Source organism: Roseovarius sp. MBR-79, from assembly GCF_053628555.1.
Map to the genome: position 1 here is coordinate 18,440 of NZ_JBRJGP010000006.1, position 25,984 is coordinate 44,423.

Genomic DNA, 25,984 nt, shown 5'->3' on the forward strand with positions numbered 1-25,984 from the left:
GCGGGTCTCAGAGCGCGTTCTTGACGCCGCGTGCGGCACCGGAAATGTCACGCCCGACGCCCTCGACCGTGTTGCAGGCGGCAAGTCCGGCGGTTCCGGCGATAAGGGCTAGAATGATCAGTTTTCGCATGGGTGCTGCCTGTGCCTCGTTTTCTGCGCGCGTTGCGACCGCCTCAGTCGGGTGTCTTTTGCCACCACACCTCGGGGAGGAAATGGATGCCGTCCCCATAGATCGGCAGACGGTCCTGAGGATAGGTCAGATCGGCCCGGTGGGCAATACGACCGACCGCGTATTGATGGACGGGAATGACATAGCGCCCCGCCGTCAGCACCCGGTCGAGTGCGCGGGTGGCGGCGGTGAAGTCGTCCAGCGTTTCGGCGGTGAGCATGGCGCGGATCATCGCCTCGGCGGCGGGCGAGCGCATCCCCATCAGGTTGCGGCTGCCGGGTGTGTCGGCATGCTCGGCTCCCCAATAGAAGAATTGCTCGTTGCCGGGGCTGAGCGAGAGCGCGCGGCGCATCATCGTGAGGTCGAAATCGAACTGCGCCTCGCGCTCGGCATATTGCGCGCGGTCCACCGCCTCGAGCGTTAACCGGATGCCCAGCCGGTCAAGGGCGGCGGCATAGATATCCATCATCGCCCCGGTCTGCGACACGAGTCCGTCCTGTTGCAGAAGCACCATAAGTTCAAGTGGTTGTCCGTCATTGTTGACAAGGCGGCCATCCTCGATCCGCCATCCCGCCTCTTCCAGAAGGGCCCGCGCGCGGCGCAGGGCCGCGCGGTTGCGCGCGGTGCCGTCGCCCACGGGCAGGGCGTAGCCCTCCAGCGTGCCGGACAGAAGCGTGTCCTTGAAGGGCAGAAGCAACTCGCGCACGCGCCCCGTCGCGGGGCCGGGACGCATGGCCAGATCCGAGCCCGAGAAATAGGACGTGATGCGCGGCTGCCGCCCGCCGGTCAGCGTGTCGTTGATATATTCGAAATTGAACGCGGTGATCAGCGCCTCGCGCACCCGCCAGTCATCCAGCGGCGGGCGGCGTGTGTTCATCACGAACCCGGTCATCCCCGAGGGCTTGGCGTGCGGAATTTCGCTCAAAACGATGTCGCCCCGCGCGACGGCCGGAAAATCGTATTGCGTGGCCCAGGCCTCGGCGTTGAATTCGCGCACATAGCTGAGCAGGCCCGCCTTGAACGCCTCCTTGAGCACGGTGTCGTCACCGTAAAACTCGATCCGGATCTCGTCAAAATTGGCCGTGCCGCGCCGCAGCGGCAGATCGCGGCCCCAGTAGTCGGGGTTGCGGGTGAGCCGGACAAAGCGGCCCGCCTCGTATCCCACCACGACATAGGGGCCGGTGCCAAGCGGCACATCGTCAAGCCCGCCCTCGGCGATGTCGCGCCCCTCCCACTGCGCCTTTTGCAGGATCGGGCGCAGACCGGCGAGCAGGGCCAGTTCGCGGTCCGACTCGGTGAAACTCAGCCGGACCGAGCGCGGCCCCGTCGCCTCGATCCGCGCCACCTTGTCCCAGAAGGCGCGATAGCGCGGATGCCCGCGCGTGCCCAAGGTTTGATAGGACCAGATCACATCCTCGACCGTGACCGGGCTGCCGTCAGAGAATCGGGCCTCGGGCCGGAGCGTGAATTCGACCCATGTTCGTGCCGCGTCGGTCTCGACCGATTCGGCCAAAAGACCGTATAGGCTGAACGGTTCATCGAAAGATCGCCCCATCAGTGTCTCATGCGTGAGGCTGACCAATTGCCAGGGCGGGGTGCCGCGCAGGATGAACGGGTTGAGCGAATCGAAGCTGCCGACATTGCCGGTGACGATGCGACCGCCCTTGGGGGCGTGCGCGTTGGCATAGGGGAGCGACACAAAATCAGGTGGCAGGGCGGGGGCCCCATACATAGCTATGCCATGGGCCGGGTCAGCCTGCACCAGAGGAGCGCCAAGCGCGAGGGCAAGAGCGGCCATCAGGACGCGGCCCGCGCGGAAAAAATCCGGTGTCATTTGCGCAACAATTCCTGCTCTGCCTTGTTTCATTGGCCCCGACCCTAAAACGCGAGTCTCGCGTTTTCAAACTTTTAGCTTGGATAGCGGCGCGGGATTGCTTATAACAAGGGCACTGCTCGATAGGTTTCTTGCCTGTATGAAACCTGCCTCAATGACTATACCCCGGCCTTGTGCCGGGGTTTTTTTTGGCCCTCTCGGTGACGTGATCGCTGATGCCCCGTGCATTTCGCTGATGCGGCATATATGCTGCAAGCGCAATAATCATTGGGAGACTGGGCATGAGTGTCAAAGGCAAGACGGCCGTCATCACCGGATCGAATTCGGGCATCGGCCTCGGCATCGCCGAGGAACTGGCCCGCGCGGGCGTGAACGTGGTGCTGAACTCGTTCACCGATTCGGAGGACGATCACGCGCTCGCCAAGCGCATCTCGGAGGAGACCGGCACGACGGCACGCTATATCAAGGCGGACATGTCCAAACCCGATGAGTGCCGCGCGCTGATCGAAAAGGCGGGCGGCTGCGATATCCTGATCAACAATGCGGGCATTCAGCATGTCGCGCCGATCGACGAGTTTCCGACCGAAAAGTGGGATGCGATCATCGCCATCAACCTCAATTCGGCGTTTCACACCACCGCCGCGGCACTTCCCGTCATGCGCGAGCGCGGCTGGGGGCGGATCATCAACATCTCCTCGGCCCATGGCCTGACCGCGAGCCCCTTCAAATCCGCCTATGTGGCGGCCAAGCATGGCATTGTCGGCTTTACCAAGGTCACCGCGCTTGAAACGGCGCGCGAACCGATCACGGCGAACGCGATCTGCCCCGGCTATGTGCTCACCCCGCTGGTCGAGGCGCAGATCCCCGACACGATGGAGAAATACGGCATGGACCGCGAGGAGGTGATCGAGAAGGTCATGCTGGAGCGGCAACCCTCCAAGGAATTCGCCACCACCGAACAGATGGGCGGCACAGCACTTTTCCTTTGCTCCGACGCGGCGGCGCAGATCACCGGCACGACGATCAGCGTCGATGGCGGCTGGACCGCGCTCTGAGGCCATTGGCGGGGGCGGTTGGCTGGGCTATGAAGGGGCATGTTTGCTGATTTTCTGACCCGGCTTCTGGCCCCCGCCCCTGACCCCCTTCCCGATGCCGACGCCCGGCTGGCGCTGTCGGCGCTCATGGTGCGCCTTGCGCGCAGCGACGGGCATTACGATGCCGACGAGCGCGCGCGCATCACCGCAATCATCGCCGAACGCTACGGGCTTGACGCCGCGCAGGCCGAGGCTTTGCGCGCCGATGCCGAGGCGCTTGAGGCTGAGGCGCCCGACACCGTGCGCTTCACCCGCGCGATCAAGGACGCCGTGCCCTACGAGGCGCGTGCGGCGGTGATCGAGGCGCTGTGGCAGGTGGCGCTTGCCGATGGGACTCGCGAGGCGCATGAGGATTCGCTCATGCGGCTGGTGGCCAGTCTTCTGGGCCTCACCGATCAGGAGAGTGCGCGCGCGCGTCAGAAGGCGATGCGCGGGTGATCGCCAGCCTGCCCATGTATGACCGCCCCGAGACGGCCGCCGCCAATGATCGGCTTTGGCAGGGCGTGCGCGACCGGCTGGGGCAGGGGCCTTCGCAACTGACGCGCGGGGGTGATCTCTGGGCAGAGTGGCAAAACCCGGAGCTGATCCTGTCGCAAACCTGCGGGTTGCCCTATCGCGCGCGGCTGCATGACCGTGTGCGGCTTGTGGCAACGCCGGTCCATGACCTCCCCGATTGCCCGGAGGGCCGGTATTACAGCGTCTTCGTGGGGCGTTCGGATGATCCGCGCCCGCGCCCGCAGGATTTCGCGGGCGCTGTGCTGGCCTATAACGAGCCGCTGTCGCAATCGGGCTGGGCCGCGCCGCAGGCCCATGCGGCCGCTCAGGGCTTTGCCTTCGGCCCGACAGTGCGCACCGGCGCGCATCGCCTCTCCGCGCAGGCGGTGGCCGAAGGGCGCGCCGATATCGCCGCGATTGATGCGTTGACATGGGCGCTCATCGCGCGCCATGACGGCTTTGCCCGCGCCCTGCGCGTGATCGGGCGCACCGATCCCACCCCCGCGCTGCCCTTCATCACCGCCATGACCCGCGACCCTGCCCCGATCCGCGCTGCTCTTTCGGAGGCGCTGGCCGCGCTCTCGGAGGCGGATCGCGCCACGCTCGGGCTGCGCGGCGTGACCTATCTGCCGCCCGAGACCTATCGCGCGCTGCCCATCCCCGCGCTCCCTGCCGCCGATTTGGCCTGACGGGGCGTCAGTTCGGACGCCCACGCCGCCATTTCGCCGCTTTGCAAGTTGCAATGCGCAGAATTTTCCGTCCTAGTGTCACGAAAGCATAAAGATTTCGTCCATCAGGGAGGACGCGCGTGTCTGAAACGCCGGTCATCGAGATCCGCAACCTGCACAAGGCCTATGGGGCGCTGGAGGTGATCAAGGGCGTGGACATCACCGCGCCGAGGGGCCATGTCGTCTCGCTCATCGGCTCGTCCGGTTCGGGAAAATCCACCATCCTGCGCTGTGCCAACCTGCTCGAGGACAGCCAGCAGGGCGATATCCTCTTCAACGGCGAGCCGGTGCGCTGGCGCGGCACCGGCCTGAATAGACAACCCGCGGATGCCAAACAGGTTTTGCGCATCCGCACCAATCTCAGCATGGTGTTCCAGCAATTCAATCTCTGGGCGCATATGACCATCCTGCAAAACGTGATGGAGGCCCCCGTGACGGTGCTGGGGCGTGACCGCGCCGAGGCGGAAAAGGCCGCGCGCGGCTATCTCGACAAGGTGGGCATCGGCGACAAATGCGATGTCTACCCGGCGCAACTCTCGGGCGGGCAGCAGCAGCGCGCCGCCATCGCCCGCGCGCTCTGCATGGAGCCCGAGGCGCTCTTGTTCGATGAGCCGACATCGGCGCTCGATCCGGAGCTTGAACAGGAGGTGATCCGCGTCATCAAGGACCTGGCAGGCGAGGGCCGCACCATGATGATCGTCACCCATGACATGAAGATGGCCGCCGATGTGAGCGATCACGTCGTCTTCCTGCATCAGGGCCTGATCGAGGAGGAGGGCGCGCCCGCCGACCTCTTCGGTGCGCCCAAATCCGAACGGCTGCGGGGCTTTCTCAGCTCCACCATGGCCGTCTGAAATCATCAACCAAGAGGGAGTAAACCATGAGGAAACTACTGATCACCACCGCTGCGATGGCCATGATGGCCGGGGCGGCGCTGGCGCAGGATGTGGTGCGTCTGGGCACCGAGGGCGCCTATGCGCCGTGGAATTTCATCAATGACAAGGGCGAGATCGACGGCTTCGAGCGCGAGCTTGGCGACGAGCTGTGCAAGCGCGCGGAACTCAACTGCGAATGGGTGACGAACGACTGGGACAGCATCATCCCGAACCTCGTTTCGGGCAACTATGACGCGATCATCGCGGGCATGTCGATCACCGAGGAGCGCGCGCAGGTGATCGCCTTCACCCAGAACTACACCCCGCCCGATCCCTCGGCCTATCTCGGCATGTCCGACGGTGTCGACCTTTCGGGCGGCGTGATCGCGGCGCAGACCGGCACCATTCAGGCGGGCTATGTCGCCGAATCGGGTGCCACGCTGGTCGAGTTCGCCACGCCCGAGGAAACCGTCGCCGCCGTGCGCAATGGCGAGGCGGATGCGGTTCTGGCCGACAAGTCCTATCTCGCGCCGATCGCCGAGGCCGATGCCGACCTGCGATTCGTGGGTGAGGACGTGCCGCTTGGCGGTGGTGTCGGCATGGGGCTGCGGCAGTCCGACAACGATCTGCGCGCCAAGTTCGACGCCGCGATCCAGTCGATGAAGGATGACGGCACGCTCAACGCGCTGATCGCCAAATGGGAAGTGGCCTCGACCTTCGAGTGAGCCATTGAGGCCTCCGCGCGGTATGCGCGGGGGCCCCGCAGCCCGAGGGAGGCCGCCATTTTTTCCTTTTGCGCCGATCCATCGAGTCTTGAGGGGCTGAAATGGCTGTCGTGTTACCTGACCACGGCCAAACACGCCAACCTCTACACCGCCGTGTTCACGGTCCTTTTGCTGCTGGCGATCACCGCGCCCGCCGCGCTGGCCTTCGGCTTTGGCGGGGCGATGGCCGCGCGCTCGCGCATCTGGCCGGTGGCATGGATCGGCAAGGGCTATATCGCCATCGTGCGCGGCGTGCCGGATATCGCGTTCTTCCTCTTTTTCGTCATTGCGCTCGATCAGTTGTTCGAGGTGGTCCGCCACAAGATCAAATGCCCCGACTGGGAGGCCGAGATCTGGCAGGGCAGTGATTTCGTGGTCTGTCAGGCGGCCAAGCTGCCCTTGGGCAATTCACCGCAATGGGTGCATGAGACGTATGGCTTTTTCCTTGCGGTGCTGACCTTTGCCATCGTTTTCGGCGCGTTTGCCGCAAATGTCCTTTATGGCGCGATGCGCGCCGTGCCGCGCGCACAGCTTGAGACCGCCGAGGCTTACGGCATGTCGCGCCGCCAGAGTTTCTGGCGCATCCTCGTGCCGCAGATGTGGGTCTATGCGCTGCCGGGGCTGAGCAACCTCTGGATGGTGCTCACCAAGGCCACGCCGCTTTTGTTCCTGCTGGGGGTGGAGGATATCGTTTACTGGGCGCGGGAACTCGGCGGCACCGCCAATCCGCGCTTCACCGATTATCCGCATGGCGACTGGCGGATGTGGTATTTCCTGGCGCTGCTGGTTTTCTATCTCGGCCTCACGCGCATCTCCGAGGTGGTGCTGGAGCGGGTGATGCAGCGCCTCAGCCACGGGCAGGCCACAACGGGCGGTGAAGCGCAGCGGAGGGCGGCGGCATGAGCTGCCTTCAGACCATTCAGGATTACGGGTTGCGCTCTCTCGGCTATGGCGAGCGGCTGTTGCCGCGCGACGGCTATACGCTCTGCGAGCATTTCACGCTGATCGGCTCGGGCATGATCTGGAACATCTATTTCGGCGCGGTGGCGCTTTTTGCCGGGTTCTTTCTGGCCACGGCGGTGGCGCTTGGCAAGGGCGCGCGCAATCCGCTGATCCGCAAGCCGTCGGAATGGTTCATCTTCATCTTTCGCGGCTCGCCGCTCTTCATCCAGTTCTTTTTCGCCTATTTCCTGTTTCTCTCGCTTAAATCCGTCTCGCCGGTGTTCGACGCCTTCACCTCGGCCTGGCTGGGGGCGCTGATCGTGCTTTTCCTCAACACTGCCGCCTATTCGGGCGAGATTTTCTATGGCGCGCTGCGCTCGATCCCCAAGGGCGATGTCGAGGCGGCCGATGCCTATGGCTTCTCGGGCTGGCGGCGGTTTCGCAAGATCGTCTGGCCCACCATGCTTCGGCTGGCCTGGCCTGCCTACACCAACGAGGCGATCTTTCTCTTTCACTCCACCACGCTGGTGTTCTTCTCGGGCTTTCCGGCCTGGGCACAGCGCGGCGACGCGCTCTATTACGCGCAGTTCTTCGCCGACAAGACCTTCAACCCCTTCGTGCCTTATCCGATCCTTGCCTTCTATTTCATCCTGCTGACGCTGGTGGTGATCAGCGGCTTCGGGCTCGTCAATCGCCGCCTGAACCGGCATCTGCCGCAAGAGGCGCGGCGCGGGCTGAAGCTGCGGCTCAACCTGATCCGCTGAATGGCGGTCGCGGTGCTTCTTCCGGCAGCGGGGGCATCGCGGCGGATGCGCGGGCGCGACAAGCTTCTGGAGGTGGTGCGCGGCCGCGCGCTGTTGCGCGAGCGGGCCGAGGTGGCCTTGACGATCAGCGCCGATGTGCTGGTGACGCTGCCGCCGGGCGGAGGGCCGCGCGCGGCGGTGCTCGGTGGTCTGCCGGTTGCGCGGCGCGAGGTGGCGCAGGCCGCCGAGGGCATGGCGGCCTCCTTGCGGGCAGGCGCGGACTGGGCGCGGGGGCAAGGCGTGAAGGGGCTGATGGTGCTTTTACCCGACATGCCGGATTTGCGGCAAGAGGACTTGAAGAGCGTTCTTCAAGCCTATGATGAAAATACAATTCTTCGTGCCACATCCGAGGACGGCAGGCCCGGTCACCCGGTGATTTTCCCCGCGGCACTTCTGCCCGGGATGGCGGCGCTCTCGGGCGATGAAGGCGCGCGCGCGCTTCTCTCGTGTCACGCGGTGACCCTGTGCCCCTTGCCCGGAGAGCGGGCCCTGACCGATCTCGACACGCCCGAGGAATGGGCGGCCTGGCGGGCACGAAATCCTTGACAAACCCTTGCGGCGGCGCACGTTTGCAGCCTGAGCTTTGGCGCGTAAGCTATTGACATTGCGAACTATTTGACGTATGTCTTTTGACATGCTGGACGAGGTGGGCAAGCGGCCCCGGGGGTATCCCCGGAGGCCGTTTTTTCGTGTCGGCACGGGCGGAGACCCTTGGGCAAGAGAGGCAACGGCATGAGGCAGCGACACGCATGGTTCTGATCACCCCGGAGGAGCGGCCTTCGGGCCTGACCACCTCGATCAACGCGCTCGAGCAGCAACTCGCGGACATGCGCGAGGAGCTGGAAGAGCTTTACCTGAAAATCCGGGCCGGGGACCTCGGAGAACTGAAGAACGCAACACGGGCCACCGCCGAGATCCGGCAATGGCTCAAGATCGCCATTGAAGCGGAGGCGCAACTTGACAAACGCAGACAACAGGAGCGTGGCATTGCCCACGGATTTGCCATCGATTTCGACGCGGCCCGACATGAGATCGGCTGCCGCCTGGATCGTCTCAGAAGGGCCCGATGCACAGGAGGACTTCCTCGCTGCCCTCACCGAGGGTGAGCTTTTCGCGTTGCCCTGGATTTTCGAGTTCTGGGCCATGCCGCACCAATTGCCGCCCGAGGGCGATTGGCGCGCCTGGGTGATCCTGGGCGGGCGCGGCGCGGGCAAGACGCGGGCGGGGGCCGAATGGGTGCGCGCGCAGGTCGAGGGTGCGCGCCCGCTCGATCCGGGGCACTGTGCGCGCATGGCGCTGGTGGGCGAAACGGTCGATCAGGTGCGCGAGGTGACGATCTTTGGCGAGAGCGGGATCATGGCCTGTTCTCCCCCCGATCGCCGCCCCGAATGGCAGGCCACGCGCAAGCGGCTTCTGTGGCCGAACGGGGCCATCGCGCAGGTGTTTTCCGCGCATGAGCCCGAGTCGTTGCGCGGGCCGCAATTCGACGGGGCCTGGGTGGACGAACTGGCCAAGTGGAAACGCGCGCAAGAGACCTGGGACATGCTGCAATTCGGTCTGCGCCTTGGCGAGGATCCGCGCGTCTGCGTGACCACCACGCCACGCAACGTGGGTGTGCTCAAGGACCTCATGGCGCGCGACAGCACCGTGGTCACCAGCGCGCCGACCGAGGCCAATGCCGCCAATCTGGCGCAGGGCTTCCTCGAGGAGGTGCGCGCGCGCTATGCGGGCACGCGGCTTGGCCGACAGGAGCTTGACGGCGTGCTGGTGGACGAGGCCGAGGATGCGCTCTGGACGCCCCGCATGATCGAGGCGGGGCGCGTGGCCGAGGCCCCGGCGCTTGACCGCATCGTGGTGGCCATCGACCCGCCGGTGACCGGGCACGGCAAGTCGGATGCCTGCGGGATCGTGGTGGCTGGGGCCATCACGCGCGGCCCGGTGCAGGACTGGCGCGCCTATGTGCTGGAGGATGCCAGCGTCGAGGGGGCAAGCCCCGCGCAATGGGCCGAGGCCGCGATCCGCGCCATGGACCGCTGGGGGGCCGAGCGGCTGGTGGCCGAGGTCAACCAGGGCGGCGACCTGGTGGAACAGGTGATCCGCCAGCTTGACCCGCTGGTGCCCCTGCGCAAGGTCCATGCCAGCCGCGGCAAGGTGCTGCGCGCCGAGCCGGTCGCAGCGCTCTATGAACAGGGGCGGGTGCATCACCTCAAGGGGCTGGAACGGCTGGAGGACCAGATGTGCGCCATGACCGCGCGCGGCTATGAGGGGCGCGGCAGTCCGGACCGCGCCGATGCGCTGGTCTGGGCGCTGACCGATCTCATCGTCGAGGCCAGTGCCAGGTGGCGCGCGCCCCGGATGCGCGCGATGTGAGCCGGGGCAGGGCGCGTCAGGCGTCGATCTCGACCCAGACGGGAACGTGATCGGAGGGCTTGTCGCGCCCGCGCAGGGCCTTGTCGATACCGCAATCGGTCATCAGGTCGGCCGCCTGCGGGCTGAGCAGGAAATGGTCGATGCGGATGCCGTTGTTGCGCTCCCACGCGCCGGCCTGATAATCCCAGAAGCTGTAATGCCCCGGCCCCTGAACCCGCGCGCGGAACGCCTCGGTGAAGCCCATGTGCACGATCCGGCGAAAGGCGGCGCGGCTCTCGGGCAGGGCAAGGGCGTCCTCGGCCCACGCCTCGGGGCGGGCGGCGTCCTCGTCCTGCGGGATGATGTTGTAGTCGCCCCCCATCAGCACCGGTTCTTCGCTGGCCAGCAACTCGGCGGCGCGGGCGCGCAGGCGCTCCATCCATCGCAGCTTGTAGTCGTATTTCGGCCCCGGCGCGGGGTTGCCATTGGGCAGGTAGAGCCCGCAGAGCCGCAGCGCGCGGGCCTCGCCCATCACGGTCGCCTCGATCCAGCGGGCCTGCTCGTCGCTCTCGTCGCCGGGCAGGCCGCGCGTCACATCCTCCAGCGGGTGTTTCGACAGGATCGCCACCCCGTTGAAGCCCTTTTGCCCGTGGGTTTCCACGTTATAGCCGCGCTCCTCGAACAACTCGCGCGGAAAGCCCTCATCGACGGTCTTGATCTCCTGCAAGAGCACCACATCGGGCGCGACCTCGTCGAGCCAGTCACAAAGGGCGGCATGGCGCGCCTTGATGCCGTTGATGTTGAAACACGCGATGCGCATGGGACCCCTCCGTGCCGTCGCCCCCTCTATCGCGCGGGCGCGGGCAGGGCGCAAGGCTCACATCGAGAAGGAGGTGCCGCAGCCGCAGGAGGAGGACGCGTTGGGGTTGTCGATGACGAAACGCGCGCCGATCAGTTCTTCGCTGAAGTCGATCACCGCCCCGGCCAGAAACGGCAGCGAGACCGCATCGACCACGACCCTTTGCCCTTCGCCCTCGAGGATGAGATCATCCTCGGCGGGGGCATCGAGGCGGATGTCATACTGAAACCCCGAGCAGCCCCCCCCCTCGACCGCGACGCGCAGCGCCTGACCCTGTTCGCCTGCGCCGATCTCGGCGAGGCGGGCAAAGGCGCGGGGTGTGACCTTGGGGGGCAGGTTCATGACGATCCTCGGGCTGAGTTGGGCGGTTTCATCTCATTGCTCAGTCTGACATATATGAATCACGCGCGCCGCGACAAGGACCCTTGCCCATGAGTGCCCCCTTTGCGACCGACCCCGACGCCACGCGCGGCCGCCTCATCCCCGAGGAAGAAAGCGCCTTTCGCTCGCCCTTTCAACGGGACCGCGACCGGATCATCCATTCCAGCGCCTTCCGGCGGCTCAAGCACAAGACGCAAGTATTCGTGGCGCATGAGGGCGATTACTACCGCACGCGGCTGACGCATTCCATCGAGGTGGCGCAGGTCGCGCGCACGATCTCGGGCGCGCTCGGCCTCAACGCAGAGCTGACCGAGGCGGTGGCGCTGGCGCATGATCTGGGCCACACGCCTTTTGGTCATGCCGGTGAGGACACGCTGGCCGCGCTGATGGCCCCCTATGGCGGGTTCGATCACAACGCGCAGGCGCTGCGGATCGTCACATCGCTGGAGCGGCATTACGCCGAGTTCGACGGGCTGAACCTGACATGGGAGACGCTGGAGGGCCTCGCCAAGCATAACGGTCCGGTCGCGGGGCCATTGCCCTATGCGCTGGCCGATTACAACGCCCGCCACGACCTGGAGCTTTCCACCCATGCCGGGGCCGAGGCGCAGGTGGCGGCCATCGCCGACGATATCGCCTATAACAACCACGATCTGCATGACGGGCTGCGAGCGGGCCTTTTCACGGATGAGGAAATCGCGGCGCTACCCATCGTTGGCGATTGTTTTGCGGAAGTGGACCGGCGCTATCCCGGTCTCGATCCCAAGCGCCGCCGGCACGAGGCGCTGCGCCGCGTCTTTGGCGCGATGGTGGGCGACGTGATTGCCACAAGCCGCGCACGGCTGACCGAGGCCGCCCCCGCCGATGTGGCGGCGCTGCGCGCGCTGGGCGCGCCGGTGATCCGCTTTTCGCCCGCGCTCTGGCAGGATTTGCAGGCGATCCGGGCGTTTCTTTTCGCGCGCATGTATCGCGCGCCCGCCGTCAACGCCATGCGCGCCATGGTGGATGAGGTGGTGCGCGCGCTTTTCCCGATCTATCTCGACGCGCCCGAGCATTTGCCCGACGAATGGCGCGCCGATGTGGCGCGCGCGGCGGACCGCACGGCGCTGGCGCGGCTGGTGAGCGATTACATCGCCGGGATGACCGACCGGTTCGCGCTCCAGAGCCATGCGCGGCTGACGGGCAAGACAAGGTTTTCACGGAAAGGTGTGTAGGTATGGCGATTGAAACCGGGGCAGGCGCGCTGGCGCCGGTGATGGTCTTCGCGCTGGTGGGCGCTCTCGGGGTGGGCGCGCAATGGCTGGCCTGGCGGCTCCGGATGCCCGCCATCGTGCTGATGCTGGCGGCGGGGCTGATCGTGGGGCCGGGGCTTGGCCTTTTCGATCCGGCCCGCGATATCGGCCCGCTCATGGCACCGATGGTTTCCATCGCGGTGGCGGTGATCCTCTTCGAGGGCGGCCTCACCCTCAATTTCCAGAGCCTGCGTGGTGCCGCCGAAGGGGTCTGGCGGCTGGTCATCATAGGCGCGCCGCTCGGCTGGCTCGGTTCGACGCTGGCGCTGCATTACGCGGCGGGGCTTGGCTGGGCCGAGGCGGCGGTGTTCGGCGGCATCATGATCGTGACTGGCCCCACGGTGATCGCGCCGCTCTTGCGGCAGGCGCGGCTGGCGCGCAGGCCCGCGCAACTGCTGCAATGGGAGGCGATCGTCAACGACCCGGTGGGCGCGCTGGCCGCAGTCCTGGCCTTCGAGGTGGTGCTTGTCATGGCCGCCTCCGAGACGGCAGGCGGCGCGGCTGTCTCGATGGCGCAGGGCATCGCGGTGGCGCTGGCGCTGGGGCTTGGCGCGGGCTGGGGGCTGGTGCGGGCGTTCCGCGCGGGCCATGTGCCCGAATTCATGAAGGTGCCGGTGCTCTTTGCCGTGCTTCTGGGGGTGTTCGCGCTGTCGGATACGGCGCTGCACGAAAGCGGGCTGCTCACGGTGACGGTGATGGGCCTCTACATGGCCAATACCGACCTGCCAAGCTATGCCGAACTGCGCCGTTTCAAGGAACATGCCACCGTGCTTCTGGTCTCGGGCGTGTTCATCCTGCTGGCCGCGTCGATGAACATGGATGCGCTGGCGCTGCTTGATTGGCGCGCGGTCCTCTTCGTGGCGGTGACCATCCTGCTGGTGCGCCCATTGACGGTGCTGCTGTCGCTCTTGGGAACGAAACTGCCGATGAACGAGCGGTTGCTGGTCGCGCTCACCGGGCCGCGCGGCGTGGTTCTGGTGGCGGTGGCGGGGCTGTTCGGCGAACGGCTGGTTGCCCTCGGCTTCGAGGACGCGGCGCGGCTCACGCCGCTGGCCTTCGCGCTGGTGGCGGCGACGGTGGTGTTGCACGGATTTTCGCTGGCACCGCTCGGGCGCGCGCTCGGGCTGGCGCAGAAGGGGCCGCCGGGGGTGATCCTTGTGGGCGGCTCGCCCTTCTCGACCGCGCTGGGGCAGGCGCTCGACAAGCTCGACGTGCCGGTGCTGGTCAGCGACCCCAACCGCGTCCGGCTGCGCACGGCGCGCGAGGCGGGGTTGCACACGTTTTTCGGCGATATCCTGTCGGAGGCCGCCGAGCATGGCGTCGAGGTGGTCAGCTTTGGTCAGGTCGTGGCGATGACCGACAACGACGCCTACAACACCCTTGTGGCCACCGACCTCGCGCCAGAATTCGGCCGCGAGAACGTGTTTCAGCTGCGCCGCACCCGCGAGGATGGCGCGCGCCACGCCCTGCCGGCCACGCTTGGCGGGCGGCGGATCGGCGGCGAATTCGACCATGCCGAAATCGCGCGCCGCATGGCACAGGGCTGGGGCGTGCGCGCGACCCGGCTGACCGAGGATTACCCGCTGGAGGCATGGCAAGCCGACAATCCCGAGGCTGTGCCGTTGGCCGAGATGCGCCCCTCTGGCGGGCTGAGCTTCATCGCCCGCGACGAGACGCCCAAGGGCGGTGAGGCGGTGCATCTCATCGCGCTCGCCCCGCCGCGCAAGCAGACGTGACACCCGCGCCGCATTGATCGGGCGCGGGACCGGTGCTAGTGCGGGGGGTGGGATGCGTATCGAGTTGGGGAATGTGCGTGTGCATCAGGGGAGTGCGGGGCCGACGGTCCTGATTGCCGGGGCAGGCTGTGCCACCGGGCTTGATCTGGCCGCGATGCTGGCCGCGAAGGGCGCGTCGGTGATCGTGCTCGAGAGGTCTGACGCGCGGGCCCTGGCGCTGGGCCGGTTGGATCCGGCCCGGATCGAGACGCTGACCCTCGATGTGTTCAACCCCATGCCCTGCCGCAGGCTCGGCGCGATCTGGACCGACACGCCGATCGACCTGCTGCTGCATCTCCATCTTCTGCGCGAGCCTGCCCGCCCCGGTGCGGCGGTGGCGGCCATCCCGGCGCTGACCCGCGCGCTTTGGCCGGGGCTGGCGCGGGGGGCGGGCGAGGTTCTGATCCTTGCCTGTGCCCCCGAGGCCGATGCCGCGCCCGAAGCCCATGCCTATGATGCCGCGCTGCGCGCGCTTGTGCCGCTCATGCAGGCGGAGGCGGGCGCGGGTGCGCGGGTCAACCTTCTGAGGGCGCGCCGCGCGGATGCGCGCGCGGCCTTTCGGGACGTGGTGGCGGGCTGGCCGGGGGCCGTGGCCCCGCTGGGATCGGTGCTCGATCTGGGGCGGGGTGGCGCGGGCGATTGACGCGCGGGCGCGGGATGATAAACCGGCCCGGATTGCAGGATGAAAGGTGCGCCATGAACCTCTTTGACGATATCCGCTCGCTCGTGCTTGACACCCTTGCCGGGATGCAGGCCGCGGGCGCGCTGCCCGAGGGGCTCGACATGGCCAATGTCGCGGTCGAGCCGCCGCGCGATCCCGCCCATGGCGACATGGCCACCAATGCCGCGATGGTGCTCGCCAAGCCTGCCGGCATGAAACCCCGTGACATCGCCGAAACGCTGGCGTCGCGCCTTGCCGCCGATCCGCGCATCGACCGCGCCGAGGTGGCCGGTCCCGGCTTTCTCAACCTGCGGCTGGCACCCGCGCTCTGGCAGGATGTGGTGCGCGCCGCCCTCGCGCAGGGTGCCGATTTCGGGCGCTCGGGCTTGGGGCAGGGCCGCCGCGTCAATGTCGAATACGTCTCGGCCAACCCCACCGGGCCCTTGCATGTGGGTCACACCCGCGGCGCGGTCTTCGGCGACGCATTGGCAAGCCTGCTGGCCTTCGCGGGCTATGAGGTCACGCGCGAATATTACATCAACGACGGCGGCGCGCAGGTCGATGTGCTCGCCCGGTCGGTTTACCTGCGGTATCTCGAGGCGCATGGGCAAAAGGTGGCCTTCGCCGATGGCACCTATCCCGGTGATTATCTGATTGAGGTGGGCGAGGCGCTCAAGACGCAGGTGGGCGATGCCTACGTGGACGAGCCCGAGGCGGTCTGGCTGGAGCCGATCCGGGATTTCGCCACGGACCGGATGATGGCGCTGATCCGCGAGGACCTCAAGGCGCTTGGCGTCGAGATGGACGTGTTCTATTCGGAAAAATCGCTCTATGGCACCGGGCTGATCGAGGCGGCGATCGAGGATTTGCGGGGCAAGGGCCTGATCTATCGCGGCGTGCTGGAGCCGCCCAAGGGCAAGATGCCCGAGGATTGGGAACCGCGCGAACAGACGCTCTTCAAATCCACCGAGCACGGCGACGACGTGGACCGCCCGATCATGAAATCCGATGGCGGCTGGACCTATTTCGCGCCCGACATCGCCTATCATTATGACAAGATTTCAAGGGGCTATGATCTTCTGATCGACGTGTTCGGGGCCGATCACGGCGGCTATGTCAAGCGCATGAAGGCCGCCGTTTCGGCGCTCTCGAATGGCCGCGTGCCAGTGGATATCAAGCTGTGCCAACTGGTCAAGCTCTACAAGAACGGCGAGCCGTTCAAGATGTCCAAGCGCGCGGGCACCTTCGTGACGCTGCGCGATGTGGTCGATCAGGTGGGCGCGGATGTGACCCGCTTTGTCATGCTGACGCGCAAGAACGATGCGCCATTGGATTTCGATTTTGCCAAGGTGCTGGAACAGTCCAAGGAAAACCCCGTTTTCTACGTGCAATATGCCAATGCGCGGGTGAATTCGGTGCTGCGCAAGGCGCGCGAGGCGGGGATCGCTGTGGATGACGCGGCGCTCGGGGCGGCGGATCTGACGGGGCTTGCCCACGAGGCGGAACTCGCGCTGGCGAAGAAGATCGCGGAATGGCCGCGTCTGGTCGAGATCGCCGCGCGCGCCAATGAACCGCATCGCGTTGCGTTCTTCCTCTATGATCTGGCCTCCGAGTTGCATGGCCTGTGGAACCGGGGCCATGACGACCCGGCGCTGCGCTTCCTGCAAGAGGGCGATCCGGCCACATCTGCCGCGAAAATCGCCCTTGTGCGCGCGGCGACGGTTGTGATTTGCGCAGGGCTTGGTATCCTTGGCGTCACTCCGTTGGATGAGATGCGCTGAACGCCGCCGTCTTTCGGAGCAGAGCAGGCACATAATCCCCGGCGGCAACGTATCGCCGGAGAGCGAGAGGCAGAGCATGGCAGATTATCACGTATCCGGGGGCACCCCCGTGGATGGGCCGCGTCGCGCGTCGATGGCGGGCCTGACGAATATGGCAGGCGCGGTCATCTCTCTGGCGCTGATCGGCGGTATCGGCACCTGGGGCTATGGCATGGTGATGCGCGATGTCTCGGGCGTCCCCGTGGTACGGGCGCTCGAGGGACCGATGCGCGAGGCCCCCGAAGAGCCGGGCGGCAGTCCTGCTGCCCATCAGGGTCTGGCCGTCAACGAGGTTGCGGGCAACGGCGCGGTAGCGTCTCCGCCGGATCAGGTGATCATCGCCCCGCAACCTATTGATCTGACGTCAGAAGATGTGTTGGCTCCCGCCCCGCCGCCCGCGCGGAGCACCCCGGTCGCGCGCCCGCGGCCCGCCGATGTGCATCTCGCCGTGGTGCGGGAGGAGACGGTCGAGGCCGCGCCCGCCCCGGAGGTTGCGCCGGTTCGGGCGGCCGCCGTCAGCGGTGGCCTGGGTCAGTCGCTGCGCCCCCGCACCCGCCCCGCGACCGCCGATCCCGTGGCCTTCGCGCTCGCCGCCGCCACCAGCGCTTCGGCAGAGGAGGTCGAGCCCGAGAGCCTGCCGCTCGGCACCCGGCTGGCCCAGCTTGGTGCCTTCGAGTCTGCCGAAGTGGCGCGCGCCGAATGGGACCGGCTGAGCGCGCGGCTTGGCGATCTGCTGGAGGGTAAATCGCGCGTGGTGCAGCGTGCCGAAAGCGGCGGACGGACCTTCTACCGTCTGCGCGCCGTCGGTTTCGAGGATCTTGCCGATGCGCGCCGCTTCTGCTCTGCGCTACAGGCCGAAAAGGCCGAATGCATCCCCGTGGTCACGCGGTGAGCCGTTTTGGGGCCACCATTCTCGATGCCCAAGGTTATCGGCTAACCACCGAGGAAAAAGCGTTTTTTCGGGATGTGCGCCCGTTCGGGTTCATCCTCTTCGCGCGCAATATCGAGACGCCCGATCAGGTCCGCGCGCTGGTGGATGACTTGCGCGCGGCGGCCGGTCACGAGGCCCTGATCACCATTGACCAGGAAGGCGGGCGCGTGCAGCGCCTGCGCGCCCCGCACTGGCGCGACTGGCCCGCGCCGCTCGATCACGTAGCGATGGCGGGTGCGCGCGCCCCCGAGGCGATGTATCTGCGCTACCGCCTCATCGCCGCCGAATTGCACGCCCTCGGCATCGACAGCAATTGTGCGCCGCTGGTCGATGTGGCCGGGCCTGCCACGCATCCCTTCCTGCGCAACCGCTGCTATGGCGAGACCCCGGCGCAGGTGGCCGAGATCGGCCGCGTCGTTGCCGATGGGCTATTGGCGGGCGGCGTCCTGCCGGTGGTCAAGCATATTCCCGGTCACGGGCGCGCCACCGCCGATAGCCATCATGATCTGCCACGCGTCGATTGCGCGAAGAGTGATCTTCAAGATATTGATTTTGAAACATTCAAGGCGCTGAATGACCTGCCCATGGCGATGACTGCCCATGTTGTCTATGCCGCGCTTGACGACCTTCCAGCGACGCTTTCGCCTGCGGTCATTGCCGATATCCGCGATGAAATCGGCTTTGACGGGCTGCTCATGACCGATGACATCTCGATGAAGGCGCTCTCGGGGGATCTTGCCATGCTCTCGCGTCAGGCGCTCACAGCGGGCTGTGACGTGGTGCTGCATTGTAACGGCACTCTGGCCGAGCGGCAGGCCGTGGCAGAGGCGGCGGGCGTGATGAGTGACACCGCACAGACCCGCGCCGAGGCTGCGCTCAGCCACCGCCGTCCCCCCGATCCGGTTGACATTTCCGCCCTCACGGCGCAGCTTGATGCGCTGACGGGCGGGCGGATGCATGGCTGAGGACGAGTTCGACGACGGGGCAAGACCGGTGGCGCTGGCGGACCGGCTGGCCGCCGAAGCGCTTATTGTCGATGTTGACGGGTTCGAGGGGCCGCTGGATCTTCTGCTGACCCTTTCGCGCACGCAAAAGGTTGATCTCAGGCGCATTTCCGTTCTGCACCTCGCGCAGCAATATCTTGCCTTCGTCGAGCGCGCCAAGGCGCTGCGGCTGGAGCTTGCCGCCGATTATCTCGTGATGGCGGCGTGGCTTGCCTTTCTCAAATCGCGCCTTCTGCTGCCCCCGGACCCCACCGAGGAGGGACCCTCGGGCGAGGAACTGGCCGCCCATCTGGCGTTTCAGCTCGAGCGCCTTCAGGCGATGCGCGATTGTGCCGCGCGGCTCATGGGGCGCGACCGGCTGGGGCGGGATTTCTTCGCGCGTGGCCTGCCCGAGGACATCACCCGCCGCCGCGAGACGCGCTATACCGCTACGCTGCTCGATCTCATGCAGGCCTATGCGCGCATCCGCACCCGCGACGAATTCCGCCCCTTCGTCATGGATCGCGACGCGATTTTCACAATGGAACAGGCGCTTGAGCGGTTGCGCGGGCTGATCGGCTTTGCCGGGACATGGACCGATATCGTGACCTATCTGCCCGAGGGGTTCACCGCCGATCCGGCACGGCGCCGCTCGGCCACGGCCTCGACCTTTGCGGCGGCGCTGGAACTGGTCAAGGAAGGGCGCGCGGAACTTCGCCAGTCCGAGACTTTCGCGCCGGTCGAACTTCGGCTGAGGGATCAATAACGTGCCTCAGGATATTGAGGAAAAAGAAGAAAGCCTGTTCGACGCTCCGCCCATGGCGGAGCAGGAACGCATGATCGAGGCGATGCTTTTTGCCTCGGCGACGCCGCTCGACACGCGGGAGATGGCCGCGCGGATGCCGCACGGGAGCGACCCCGCCGAGGCGCTGGTGCATCTGCGCAAACGCTACGAGGGGCGTGGCGTCAACCTTGTCAGGGTGGGAGATGGCTGGGCCATGCGCACCGCGCCGGACCTTGGCTATCTCATGCGCCGGGAGGTGGTCGAGACGCGCAAGCTGAGCCGCGCCGCGATCGAGACACTGGCCATCATCGCCTATCATCAGCCGGTGACGCGCGCCGAGATCGAGGAGATCAGAGGCGTTTCGGTCAGCCGGGGAACCGTCGATCAACTTCTTGAAATGGAATGGATCAGGTTCGGCCGTCGCAAGATGACGCCGGGGCGACCGGTCACCTTCGTCGTGACCGAGAGTTTCCTTGACCATTTCGGTCTGGAAAGCGCGCGCGACCTTCCGGGCCTGAAAGAATTGCGCGATGCGGGATTGCTCGACAATCGCCCGCCGCCGGGGACGCTGCCAATGGCGGGCGAGGACGATGACGACGAAAGCGCGCCGGGGCAGAACGAACTTTTCGAGGATTGAGCGGGGATATCCGCTGATTTTCACGGTTTTTTAGCGATTTCTTCGTAGCCTGCCCTCAAATCGGCATGTTTCGCGTCTATATGGAAACGGAGGCAGCGAGAGGAGCGGCGCAATGAACGCCAACCAGATGATCAACATGGTGATCCGCATTGTCATGCAGCGCGTGCTGCGGCAGGGGATCAACAAGGGTATTGATGCGATGTCGGGCAGCGGGACGCGCTCTGGCCCCGACGGGCGCAAGACCGCGCAGCGCACGCAGCAGGCCTTGAAGGTGGGGCGAAGGCTCGGTCGGTTCTGAACGCAGAGTCGCGCCTGAGGGCAAGGCCTCTGGCAGTGGTGTGATCGGCGGCGGGATTTGCGTGGCCTTTCCGCGCGTCACGCCTTGAAGTGTTTCGACAGCTTCAGGCCCTGCCCTTGATAGTTCGACGCGATACCAGCGCCATAAAGCTGATCGGGGACCTCATCCATGCGCTCGTAGACCAGCCGCCCGACGATCTGGCCATGTTCGAGCACGAAGGGTGCCTCATGGCAGCGCACTTCCAGAACACCGCGCGAGCCGCTGCCGCCCGCCGCCGCGTGTCCGAAGCCCGGATCGAAGAAGCCCGCGTAGTGCACCCGGAACTCGCCCGCCATGGCCACGAAGGGGGCCATTTCGGCGGCGCAGGCGGGCGGAATATGCACCGCCTCGCGGCTCACCAGGATATAGAATGCGCCGGGATCGAGGATGATATGGCCGGTCGCCGTGTGGACCTCCTCCCAGAAATCGGCCGGATCGTAATGGCCGATGCGGTCAAGGTCGATCACCCCGGTATGCGGCTTGGCCCGATACCCCGCCAGCGTGCCCTTGGCGGGGCGCAGATCGACCGAAAAGCCAAGCCCGCCATCGATCACCGCCGGGCCATCGACCAGCGGCGTCTCGGCATGCAGCGCGCGCAGCGTGTCATCCGAGAGCACGGCCTGGCCAGTGCGAAACCGGATCTGGTTGAGGCGCATCCCCGGCCGCACCAGAACCGAGAAGGATCGCGGGCAGATCTCGGCATAAAGCGGGCCATGATAGCCGGGGGTCACCCGGTCGAACTCGGTGCCGCCATCGGTAATCGTGCGCGTCAGCAGATCGAGACGCCCGGTCGAGGATTTGGCATTGGCCACCGCCTGCACACCCTCGGGCAGGGCCAGCCGTTCCATCAGTGGCACAAGATAGACACAGCCCTTTTCCAGCACCGCGCCGGGGCTGAGGTCGATCCGGTGCATCCCGAATTCCGTCAGCCTGTCGGCCACCGTGCGCCCCGCGCCGGTCAGGAACGAGGCCCGCACGCGGTAGGCCACCGCGCCAAGCCGCAGATCGAGGCTCGCAGGCTGGATCTGTTCGGGCAGGATCGCCGGTTCGCCCGCGATGGCGCCTCTCTCGATGAGGCCGCGCAATTGCTGGCTGGACAGAACGCCGGTCATCACATTGCCCCCCATGCAGGCCCCGCGGACCGCGTCTGGCGGGATCGTCGGCGATTTTGGTCGGGCTAGCAGGACTTGAACCTGCGACCTTCCGTCCCCCAGACGGACGCGCTACCAGGCTGCGCTATAGCCCGACGATGGGCCGTTCATACCGGTTTTGCGGGCAGGGGCAAGGGGAAAGGTGGAAATTTCGCGGGCCTTACGGCCCGGTGCCGATACGTGCCCGCAGGTCCCGCGCCAGGCCCGCAAGACGACGCGCAGCCGTGGCCGAAAGCGGGCGGGGCAGGGCCGTGAGACGCGAGAGCGGGCCGGGTTCGGCGGCCAGCGTATCGGACGGGTCATCGGGCAGATCGGGCAGGGGCAGCAGGGCCTCCGCCGCCGCCTCGGGCGCGTCCGGCTCCGCTGCGGACTCGAACGGGGCGGCTTCGGCGCGCGTGTCGGCGTCAGACGGCCCCGTCTCGGAAGGGGCGGCAGGCTCGGGGGACGGGTCCGCAGCCTTGGCCTGTCCCGGCCCTGGTTCCACTTGCGGCCCCACGACGCCACCCGGCGCGCGCGAAAACTCGAGAACCTGCGCGGTGCCGTCATGCGCCGTCGTCTCGTCTCCCCAATCGGGGGCGATCGCGCTTACGTGCTGCACGCCCTCTTCGCGCAGCAGTTTCTGAACACCCTTGATGGTCATGCCCTCGTCATGCAGCAGATGCTTGATCCCGGCGAGCAGGCGCAAGTCGGCAGGACGGTAGTAGCGCCGCCCGCCCGCGCGCTTGACCGGCTTCACCTGCGTGAACTTGCTTTCCCAGAACCGCAGCACATGGGCCGGCACGTCAAGCAGGTCAGCGACCTCGCTTATGGTGCGGAAGGCGTCGGCGGATTTGGCCATGCGCGCCCGTGTCCTCAGCTTTTGTTGCCGATGGCGACCCGGTCTTTCATCAGATGCGAGGGCCGGAACGTGAGCACGCGGCGCGGCTGGATCGGCACCTCTTCGCCTGTCTTGGGATTGCGTCCCAGGCGCGCGGTCTTGTCGCGCACCGAGAAGGTGCCGAAGGACGAAATCTTCACCTGTTCGCCGCGCGCAAGCGCGTCCGACATGTGGCCCAGAACGCTTTCGACCATCTGTGCCGCATCGTTGCGCGACAGCCCCACTTCGCGGAAAACCGCCTCGCTGAGGTCCATGCGCGTGAGTGTCTTGTTGGACATACCATCCCCGCTTTTTTCCGGGCAGTTTGCGGTGAAGTATTTTACAAGTCAATGTCAATGACTTGCGCGGCCCTTCTTCAACGCGGATTTTCGCGCGTCCGGGCGCGTTACCAGCGCAGAACCACCGCGCCCCAGGCCAATCCGCCGCCGATTGCCTCCGACAGCACCAGATCGCCGCGCTTGATGCGCCCCTCGTTGACCGCCACCGAGAGCGCGAGGGGAATCGATGCCGCCGAGGTGTTGCCGTGATCCTGCACCGTCACCACCACCCGCTCCATCGGCAGGTCGAGTTTCCTTGCCGTCCCCTGGATGATACGGATATTGGCCTGATGCGGCACGACCCAATCCACATCCGCCCCCGAAAGGCCGATCTTGCCAAGCGCCGTCTCGGCCGTTGCCGCCAGCTTTTCGACGGCCTGCCGAAAGAGGGCGTTGCCCTGCATCCTGAGCTTGCCCGCGCTGCCCGTGCTCGACACGCCGCCATCGACATAGAGCATGTCGCGGTAGCGCCCGTCCGAATTGAGATCGACCGACAGGATGCCTCGATCGGTAGTCTCGCCCGCGCCCTCCTGCGCCTCGAGCACCACCGCGCCCGCGCCATCACCGAAAAGCACGCAGGTCGAGCGGTCCGACCAGTCCATGATGCGCGAAAAGGTTTCCGCGCCGATCACCAGAAGCCGCTCGGCCTGGCCCGCCACGATCATCGCATTGGCGGTAGCGAGCGCATAGATGAACCCCGCGCAAACGGCCTGCACGTCGAAGGCAAAGCCGCGCGTCATGCCCAGATCGCTTTGCACCATGGTGGCGACCGACGGAAAGGTGAGGTCGGGCGTGGAGGTGGCAACGATGATCCCGTCAATGTCCGCAGCCGCGATGCCGGCATGGGCAAGCGCCGCGCGGGCGGCATGGCCGGCCATCTGCGACGTGGTTTCCCCCTCGGCGGCAAAGCGGCGGCGCTCGATCCCCGACCGCGTTCGGATCCATTCATCGGAGGTGTCGAGGGATTGCTCGAATTCGGCATTCGGCACGATGCGGGCGGGCAGGTAGTGCCCGACACCAAGCGGGACGGCGCGGCGGATCATGGAGTTGTGCCCTCCTCGGGGCCGGTTTCGTCGGGTCCGGTTTCGTCGTGCCCGCCACCCTGATCCTCGACCGGCGCGGCGGCGGCGACGCGGGCGGCAAGGCGCTCGGTAAAGCGCGAGTGCGCCAGTTCGAAGGCAAGCTTGATCGCCGAGGAGACGCCGGTCGCGTCCGCCGATCCGTGCGATTTCACCACCGTTCCATTCAGCCCCAGAAACACGCCGCCATTGGCGCGGCGGGGATCGACACGTTTTTTCATCCGTTGCAGGGAGGTATAGGCCAGAAGGGCCGCCAGCCGCGAAAGCGGCGAATAGTTGAACGCCTCGCGCAGCAGGTCGGCGATGAGCTTGGCAATGCCCTCGCCGGTCTTGAGCGCCACGTTGCCGGTAAACCCGTCGGTCACGATCACGTCGCAGACCGTGCCGGGCAGGTCGCGCCCCTCGACAAAGCCCACGAATTCAAAATCGGCGGCCTTGGCATTGGCGGCGATCAGGTCATAAGCCTCGCGCAACTCTGCGCGGCCCTTGTGTTCCTCGGTGCCGACATTGAGCAGGCCGATGCGCGGACATTTCAGCCCGAATCCGTTGCGCGCGTAGGAGGCCCCCATGAGCGCGTATTGCATCAGGTCCTTGGCATCGGCGCGGATATCGGCGCCGCCATCGAGCATGATGTTGTGCTCTTGCGGGTTCTGCGACGGCCACATCACGGCGATGGCCGGGCGATATATCCCCGGCAGTTTGCGCAGGCGCATGACCGACATCAGCATCAGCGCGCCTGTATTGCCGCAGGACACGCAGACAGATGCCTCTCCCGCGCGGACCGATTCGAGGGCCGACCACATCGAGGTGTCCCGCCCGTGCCGCACGATCTGGCTGGGCTTGTCATCCATGGTGACGGTCCGGGGCGCGTCGCGGATCTCGACCCGGTTCAGCAATTCCTGCTTGCGCGCGACCAGCTTTTCAAGCGTGTCACGCGGCCCGTGGAGGATAAAGCCGATATCGGCATTTTTGGATGCGGACCGGGCGATCCCCTCGACAACGGCGGAAGGCCCCTGGTCGCCGCCCATGGCGTCAACCGAGATGATGATGCGCTCCGCGCCGCTCCCGCCTTGATCGCTCTGAGCGCCCATTCAGCCGCTGCCCCCCGTTCTCGTTCAGGCGGCGTCGTCTTCCAGGTCGATTTCTTCCACCATGGCCACAACTTCGCGCTCGGCATAGTGGCCGCAGGACGCGCAGACGTGGTGCGGGCGCTTCAACTCGCCGCAATTGGCGCATTCGTTGGGGTTGCTCGCCACGAGCGAATCGTGCGCACGGCGCATGTTGCGACGCGATTTCGAGACTTTGTTCTGCTGGACGGCCATGGTGCCACCTCAATTCCTAAGGGGCCAATCGGGCCCTGTTTCACGGGTGTTCGCGGCTCATAATCCTGACTGAGCCGCCGGTTCAACCCCAAATTCCGATGAGAGCGCGAAAATACAGAGATTTGATGCCGGGGCAAGCGATTCTTGGGGTGGTTCAGCCCTTGTCGCCGCTGTCGAGCTTGTCGCGCAGCGCCGCCAGCCCGGCAAAGGGGCGGGCCTCTTCATCCGCCATCGGGATCACGCCTTCGGGGGCGGCGCGCACGGCACCCAGTTCGGCCCCGTCGCTTCGCGGAAACTGCGGCAGCGACAGCGCCAGCGCCTCGGCCAGAAGCGCATGAAGGTCGAGCACCTCGGGCAGCGGCTCGAGCGTGTCATCCTCGGGCATCTCCACCTCTTCGCCGGGGGCGGGTGCGCGCTCGTCCGGGGTGTAGCGCCGCGTCACAGGCTCGTCGATGCGGGTCGTGACCGGATCGAGGGTCACGACACAGGGCTGCACCACCGTCGCACCGAGCGTGGCGGTCAAAAGCCAGTCCCGCCCGCCGCTGGCGGCAACCTCGCCCGACAGGCGCAGCTTGCGCAGGTCAAGAAGGCCGAGCGCCTCGGCCAGCCTGCGCCGGGCGGGTGCGTCGGGCACGATCTCGAAGGCGGTCGGCTGGCGGCCGAGTCGGGCGAAGGTCAAAAGGCCGGTCGGCGGCGTATCCTGGGGCATGGCGGGCGCGTCTTCC

General features: G+C 66.4%; 30 protein-coding genes and 1 tRNA gene. 19 read left to right on the forward strand and 12 right to left on the reverse strand.

What is annotated here, in order from left to right; genetic code table 11:
• Positions 1-7: 7 nt before the first annotated feature.
• Entirely contained in the window at positions 8-130 is a 123-nt protein-coding gene (locus tag ACSSV8_RS07500; RefSeq protein ID WP_210877162.1) for an entericidin, EcnA/B family, read from the reverse strand.
• A 43-nt stretch (positions 131-173) separates the two neighbouring features.
• Entirely contained in the window at positions 174-2,003 is a 1,830-nt protein-coding gene (locus tag ACSSV8_RS07505) for an extracellular solute-binding protein (protein ID WP_454282019.1), read from the reverse strand.
• A gap of 281 nt (positions 2,004-2,284) precedes the next feature.
• Here ACSSV8_RS07505 and ACSSV8_RS07510 point away from each other — a divergent pair, with 281 nt between their 5' ends.
• From ACSSV8_RS07510 to ACSSV8_RS07555, 10 genes are all read left to right on the forward strand, one after another.
• On the forward strand, positions 2,285-3,058 hold the full coding sequence (locus tag ACSSV8_RS07510; RefSeq protein WP_354538340.1) for a 3-hydroxybutyrate dehydrogenase: 774 nt from the start codon (positions 2,285-2,287) through the stop codon (positions 3,056-3,058).
• Positions 3,059-3,097: 39 nt separating this feature from the next.
• Entirely contained in the window at positions 3,098-3,535 is a 438-nt protein-coding gene (locus tag ACSSV8_RS07515; RefSeq protein WP_454282020.1) for a tellurite resistance TerB family protein, read from the forward strand.
• Complete coding sequence (locus ACSSV8_RS07520) at positions 3,532-4,281, forward strand: phosphate/phosphite/phosphonate ABC transporter substrate-binding protein (protein WP_454282021.1); 750 nt, start codon at positions 3,532-3,534, stop codon at positions 4,279-4,281. Before ACSSV8_RS07515 ends, ACSSV8_RS07520 begins: the two co-directional genes overlap by 4 nt.
• 119 nt (positions 4,282-4,400) lie before the next feature.
• A complete protein-coding gene (locus ACSSV8_RS07525; protein WP_454282022.1) occupies positions 4,401-5,174 on the forward strand; it encodes an ABC transporter ATP-binding protein in 774 nt (257 codons plus the stop codon).
• Between the two features lie 26 nt (positions 5,175-5,200).
• Complete coding sequence (locus ACSSV8_RS07530; protein WP_354538336.1) at positions 5,201-5,920, forward strand: transporter substrate-binding domain-containing protein; 720 nt, start codon at positions 5,201-5,203, stop codon at positions 5,918-5,920.
• A gap of 57 nt (positions 5,921-5,977) precedes the next feature.
• Positions 5,978-6,862, forward strand: a complete 885-nt coding sequence (locus tag ACSSV8_RS07535) for an ABC transporter permease (RefSeq protein WP_354538474.1) — start codon at positions 5,978-5,980, stop codon at positions 6,860-6,862.
• Positions 6,859-7,665, forward strand: coding sequence for an ABC transporter permease (locus ACSSV8_RS07540; RefSeq protein WP_354538335.1), 807 nt, complete (start codon positions 6,859-6,861; stop codon positions 7,663-7,665). Before ACSSV8_RS07535 ends, ACSSV8_RS07540 begins: the two co-directional genes overlap by 4 nt.
• Complete coding sequence (locus ACSSV8_RS07545) at positions 7,666-8,250, forward strand: nucleotidyltransferase family protein (RefSeq protein WP_454282023.1); 585 nt, start codon at positions 7,666-7,668, stop codon at positions 8,248-8,250. It begins immediately after the preceding gene.
• Positions 8,251-8,453: 203 nt separating this feature from the next.
• A complete protein-coding gene (locus tag ACSSV8_RS07550) occupies positions 8,454-8,810 on the forward strand; it encodes a hypothetical protein (protein ID WP_354538333.1) in 357 nt (118 codons plus the stop codon).
• Positions 8,731-10,074, forward strand: coding sequence for a DNA-packaging protein (locus ACSSV8_RS07555; protein WP_454282024.1), 1,344 nt, complete (start codon positions 8,731-8,733; stop codon positions 10,072-10,074). Before ACSSV8_RS07550 ends, ACSSV8_RS07555 begins: the two co-directional genes overlap by 80 nt.
• Positions 10,075-10,090: 16 nt before the next feature.
• Here the strand turns inward: ACSSV8_RS07555 and xth are convergent, their stop codons facing one another.
• Positions 10,091-10,873 carry an exodeoxyribonuclease III gene (gene xth, locus ACSSV8_RS07560; protein ID WP_454282025.1) on the reverse strand — a complete coding sequence of 261 codons (783 nt, stop codon included), beginning with the start codon at positions 10,871-10,873 and terminating at the stop codon, positions 10,091-10,093.
• 57 nt (positions 10,874-10,930) lie between these two features.
• A complete protein-coding gene (locus ACSSV8_RS07565; protein ID WP_354538330.1) occupies positions 10,931-11,254 on the reverse strand; it encodes a HesB/IscA family protein in 324 nt (107 codons plus the stop codon).
• 89 nt (positions 11,255-11,343) lie between these two features.
• Between ACSSV8_RS07565 and ACSSV8_RS07570 the strand changes: the two genes are divergently transcribed.
• The 9 genes from ACSSV8_RS07570 (at position 11,344) to ACSSV8_RS07610 (ending at position 20,474) form a co-directional block, all read left to right on the forward strand.
• Complete coding sequence (locus ACSSV8_RS07570; protein WP_354538329.1) at positions 11,344-12,507, forward strand: deoxyguanosinetriphosphate triphosphohydrolase; 1,164 nt, start codon at positions 11,344-11,346, stop codon at positions 12,505-12,507.
• A gap of 2 nt (positions 12,508-12,509) precedes the next feature.
• Positions 12,510-14,321 carry a cation:proton antiporter gene (locus ACSSV8_RS07575; protein WP_454282026.1) on the forward strand — a complete coding sequence of 604 codons (1,812 nt, stop codon included), beginning with the start codon at positions 12,510-12,512 and terminating at the stop codon, positions 14,319-14,321.
• A gap of 52 nt (positions 14,322-14,373) precedes the next feature.
• A complete protein-coding gene (locus ACSSV8_RS07580) occupies positions 14,374-15,003 on the forward strand; it encodes a Rossmann-fold NAD(P)-binding domain-containing protein (RefSeq protein WP_354538327.1) in 630 nt (209 codons plus the stop codon).
• Between the two features lie 53 nt (positions 15,004-15,056).
• The gene (gene argS / locus ACSSV8_RS07585) at positions 15,057-16,802 is read left to right on the forward strand and encodes an arginine--tRNA ligase (RefSeq protein ID WP_454282027.1); all 1,746 of its coding nucleotides are present in this window, start codon (positions 15,057-15,059) and stop codon (positions 16,800-16,802) included.
• A gap of 76 nt (positions 16,803-16,878) precedes the next feature.
• Positions 16,879-17,733 carry an SPOR domain-containing protein gene (locus ACSSV8_RS07590; RefSeq protein WP_454282028.1) on the forward strand — a complete coding sequence of 285 codons (855 nt, stop codon included), beginning with the start codon at positions 16,879-16,881 and terminating at the stop codon, positions 17,731-17,733.
• Positions 17,709-18,737 carry a beta-N-acetylhexosaminidase gene (nagZ, locus tag ACSSV8_RS07595; RefSeq protein ID WP_454282029.1) on the forward strand — a complete coding sequence of 343 codons (1,029 nt, stop codon included), beginning with the start codon at positions 17,709-17,711 and terminating at the stop codon, positions 18,735-18,737. The genes ACSSV8_RS07590 and nagZ overlap by 25 nt, the downstream gene beginning before the upstream one ends.
• Positions 18,730-19,521 (forward strand): segregation and condensation protein A, encoded by a 792-nt coding sequence (locus ACSSV8_RS07600; protein WP_354538323.1) that lies wholly within the window; start codon positions 18,730-18,732, stop codon positions 19,519-19,521. The genes nagZ and ACSSV8_RS07600 overlap by 8 nt, the downstream gene beginning before the upstream one ends.
• Positions 19,522-19,573: 52 nt before the next feature.
• Positions 19,574-20,176 carry an SMC-Scp complex subunit ScpB gene (gene scpB / locus ACSSV8_RS07605; RefSeq protein WP_454282145.1) on the forward strand — a complete coding sequence of 201 codons (603 nt, stop codon included), beginning with the start codon at positions 19,574-19,576 and terminating at the stop codon, positions 20,174-20,176.
• Positions 20,177-20,288: 112 nt separating this feature from the next.
• Complete coding sequence (locus ACSSV8_RS07610; protein WP_354538321.1) at positions 20,289-20,474, forward strand: hypothetical protein; 186 nt, start codon at positions 20,289-20,291, stop codon at positions 20,472-20,474.
• A 77-nt stretch (positions 20,475-20,551) separates the two neighbouring features.
• On the opposite strand, the gene ACSSV8_RS07615 is transcribed toward ACSSV8_RS07610, so the two are convergent.
• From ACSSV8_RS07615 to ACSSV8_RS07650, 8 genes are all read right to left on the reverse strand, one after another.
• On the reverse strand, positions 20,552-21,625 hold the full coding sequence (locus ACSSV8_RS07615; protein ID WP_354538320.1) for a 2'-deoxycytidine 5'-triphosphate deaminase: 1,074 nt from the start codon (positions 21,623-21,625) through the stop codon (positions 20,552-20,554).
• 57 nt (positions 21,626-21,682) lie between these two features.
• Positions 21,683-21,759: transfer RNA gene (locus ACSSV8_RS07620), tRNA-Pro, on the reverse strand.
• Between the two features lie 65 nt (positions 21,760-21,824).
• Positions 21,825-22,502, reverse strand: a complete 678-nt coding sequence (locus ACSSV8_RS07625) for a MerR family transcriptional regulator (RefSeq protein ID WP_454282030.1) — start codon at positions 22,500-22,502, stop codon at positions 21,825-21,827.
• Between the two features lie 14 nt (positions 22,503-22,516).
• Positions 22,517-22,819 carry an integration host factor subunit alpha gene (gene ihfA / locus ACSSV8_RS07630; protein ID WP_354538318.1) on the reverse strand — a complete coding sequence of 101 codons (303 nt, stop codon included), beginning with the start codon at positions 22,817-22,819 and terminating at the stop codon, positions 22,517-22,519.
• Between the two features lie 107 nt (positions 22,820-22,926).
• Positions 22,927-23,901 carry a beta-ketoacyl-ACP synthase III gene (locus ACSSV8_RS07635; RefSeq protein ID WP_454282031.1) on the reverse strand — a complete coding sequence of 325 codons (975 nt, stop codon included), beginning with the start codon at positions 23,899-23,901 and terminating at the stop codon, positions 22,927-22,929.
• The gene (gene plsX, locus ACSSV8_RS07640; RefSeq protein ID WP_454282032.1) at positions 23,898-25,028 is read right to left on the reverse strand and encodes a phosphate acyltransferase PlsX; all 1,131 of its coding nucleotides are present in this window, start codon (positions 25,026-25,028) and stop codon (positions 23,898-23,900) included. Before plsX ends, ACSSV8_RS07635 begins: the two co-directional genes overlap by 4 nt.
• Before the next feature lie 24 nt (positions 25,029-25,052).
• Positions 25,053-25,259: a 50S ribosomal protein L32 gene (gene rpmF, locus ACSSV8_RS07645; RefSeq protein WP_354538315.1), complete on the reverse strand. Its 207-nt coding sequence runs from the start codon at positions 25,257-25,259 to the stop codon at positions 25,053-25,055.
• Between the two features lie 154 nt (positions 25,260-25,413).
• Positions 25,414-25,968, reverse strand: coding sequence for a YceD family protein (locus tag ACSSV8_RS07650; protein WP_454282033.1), 555 nt, complete (start codon positions 25,966-25,968; stop codon positions 25,414-25,416).
• Between the last annotated feature and the right edge of the window lie 16 nt (positions 25,969-25,984).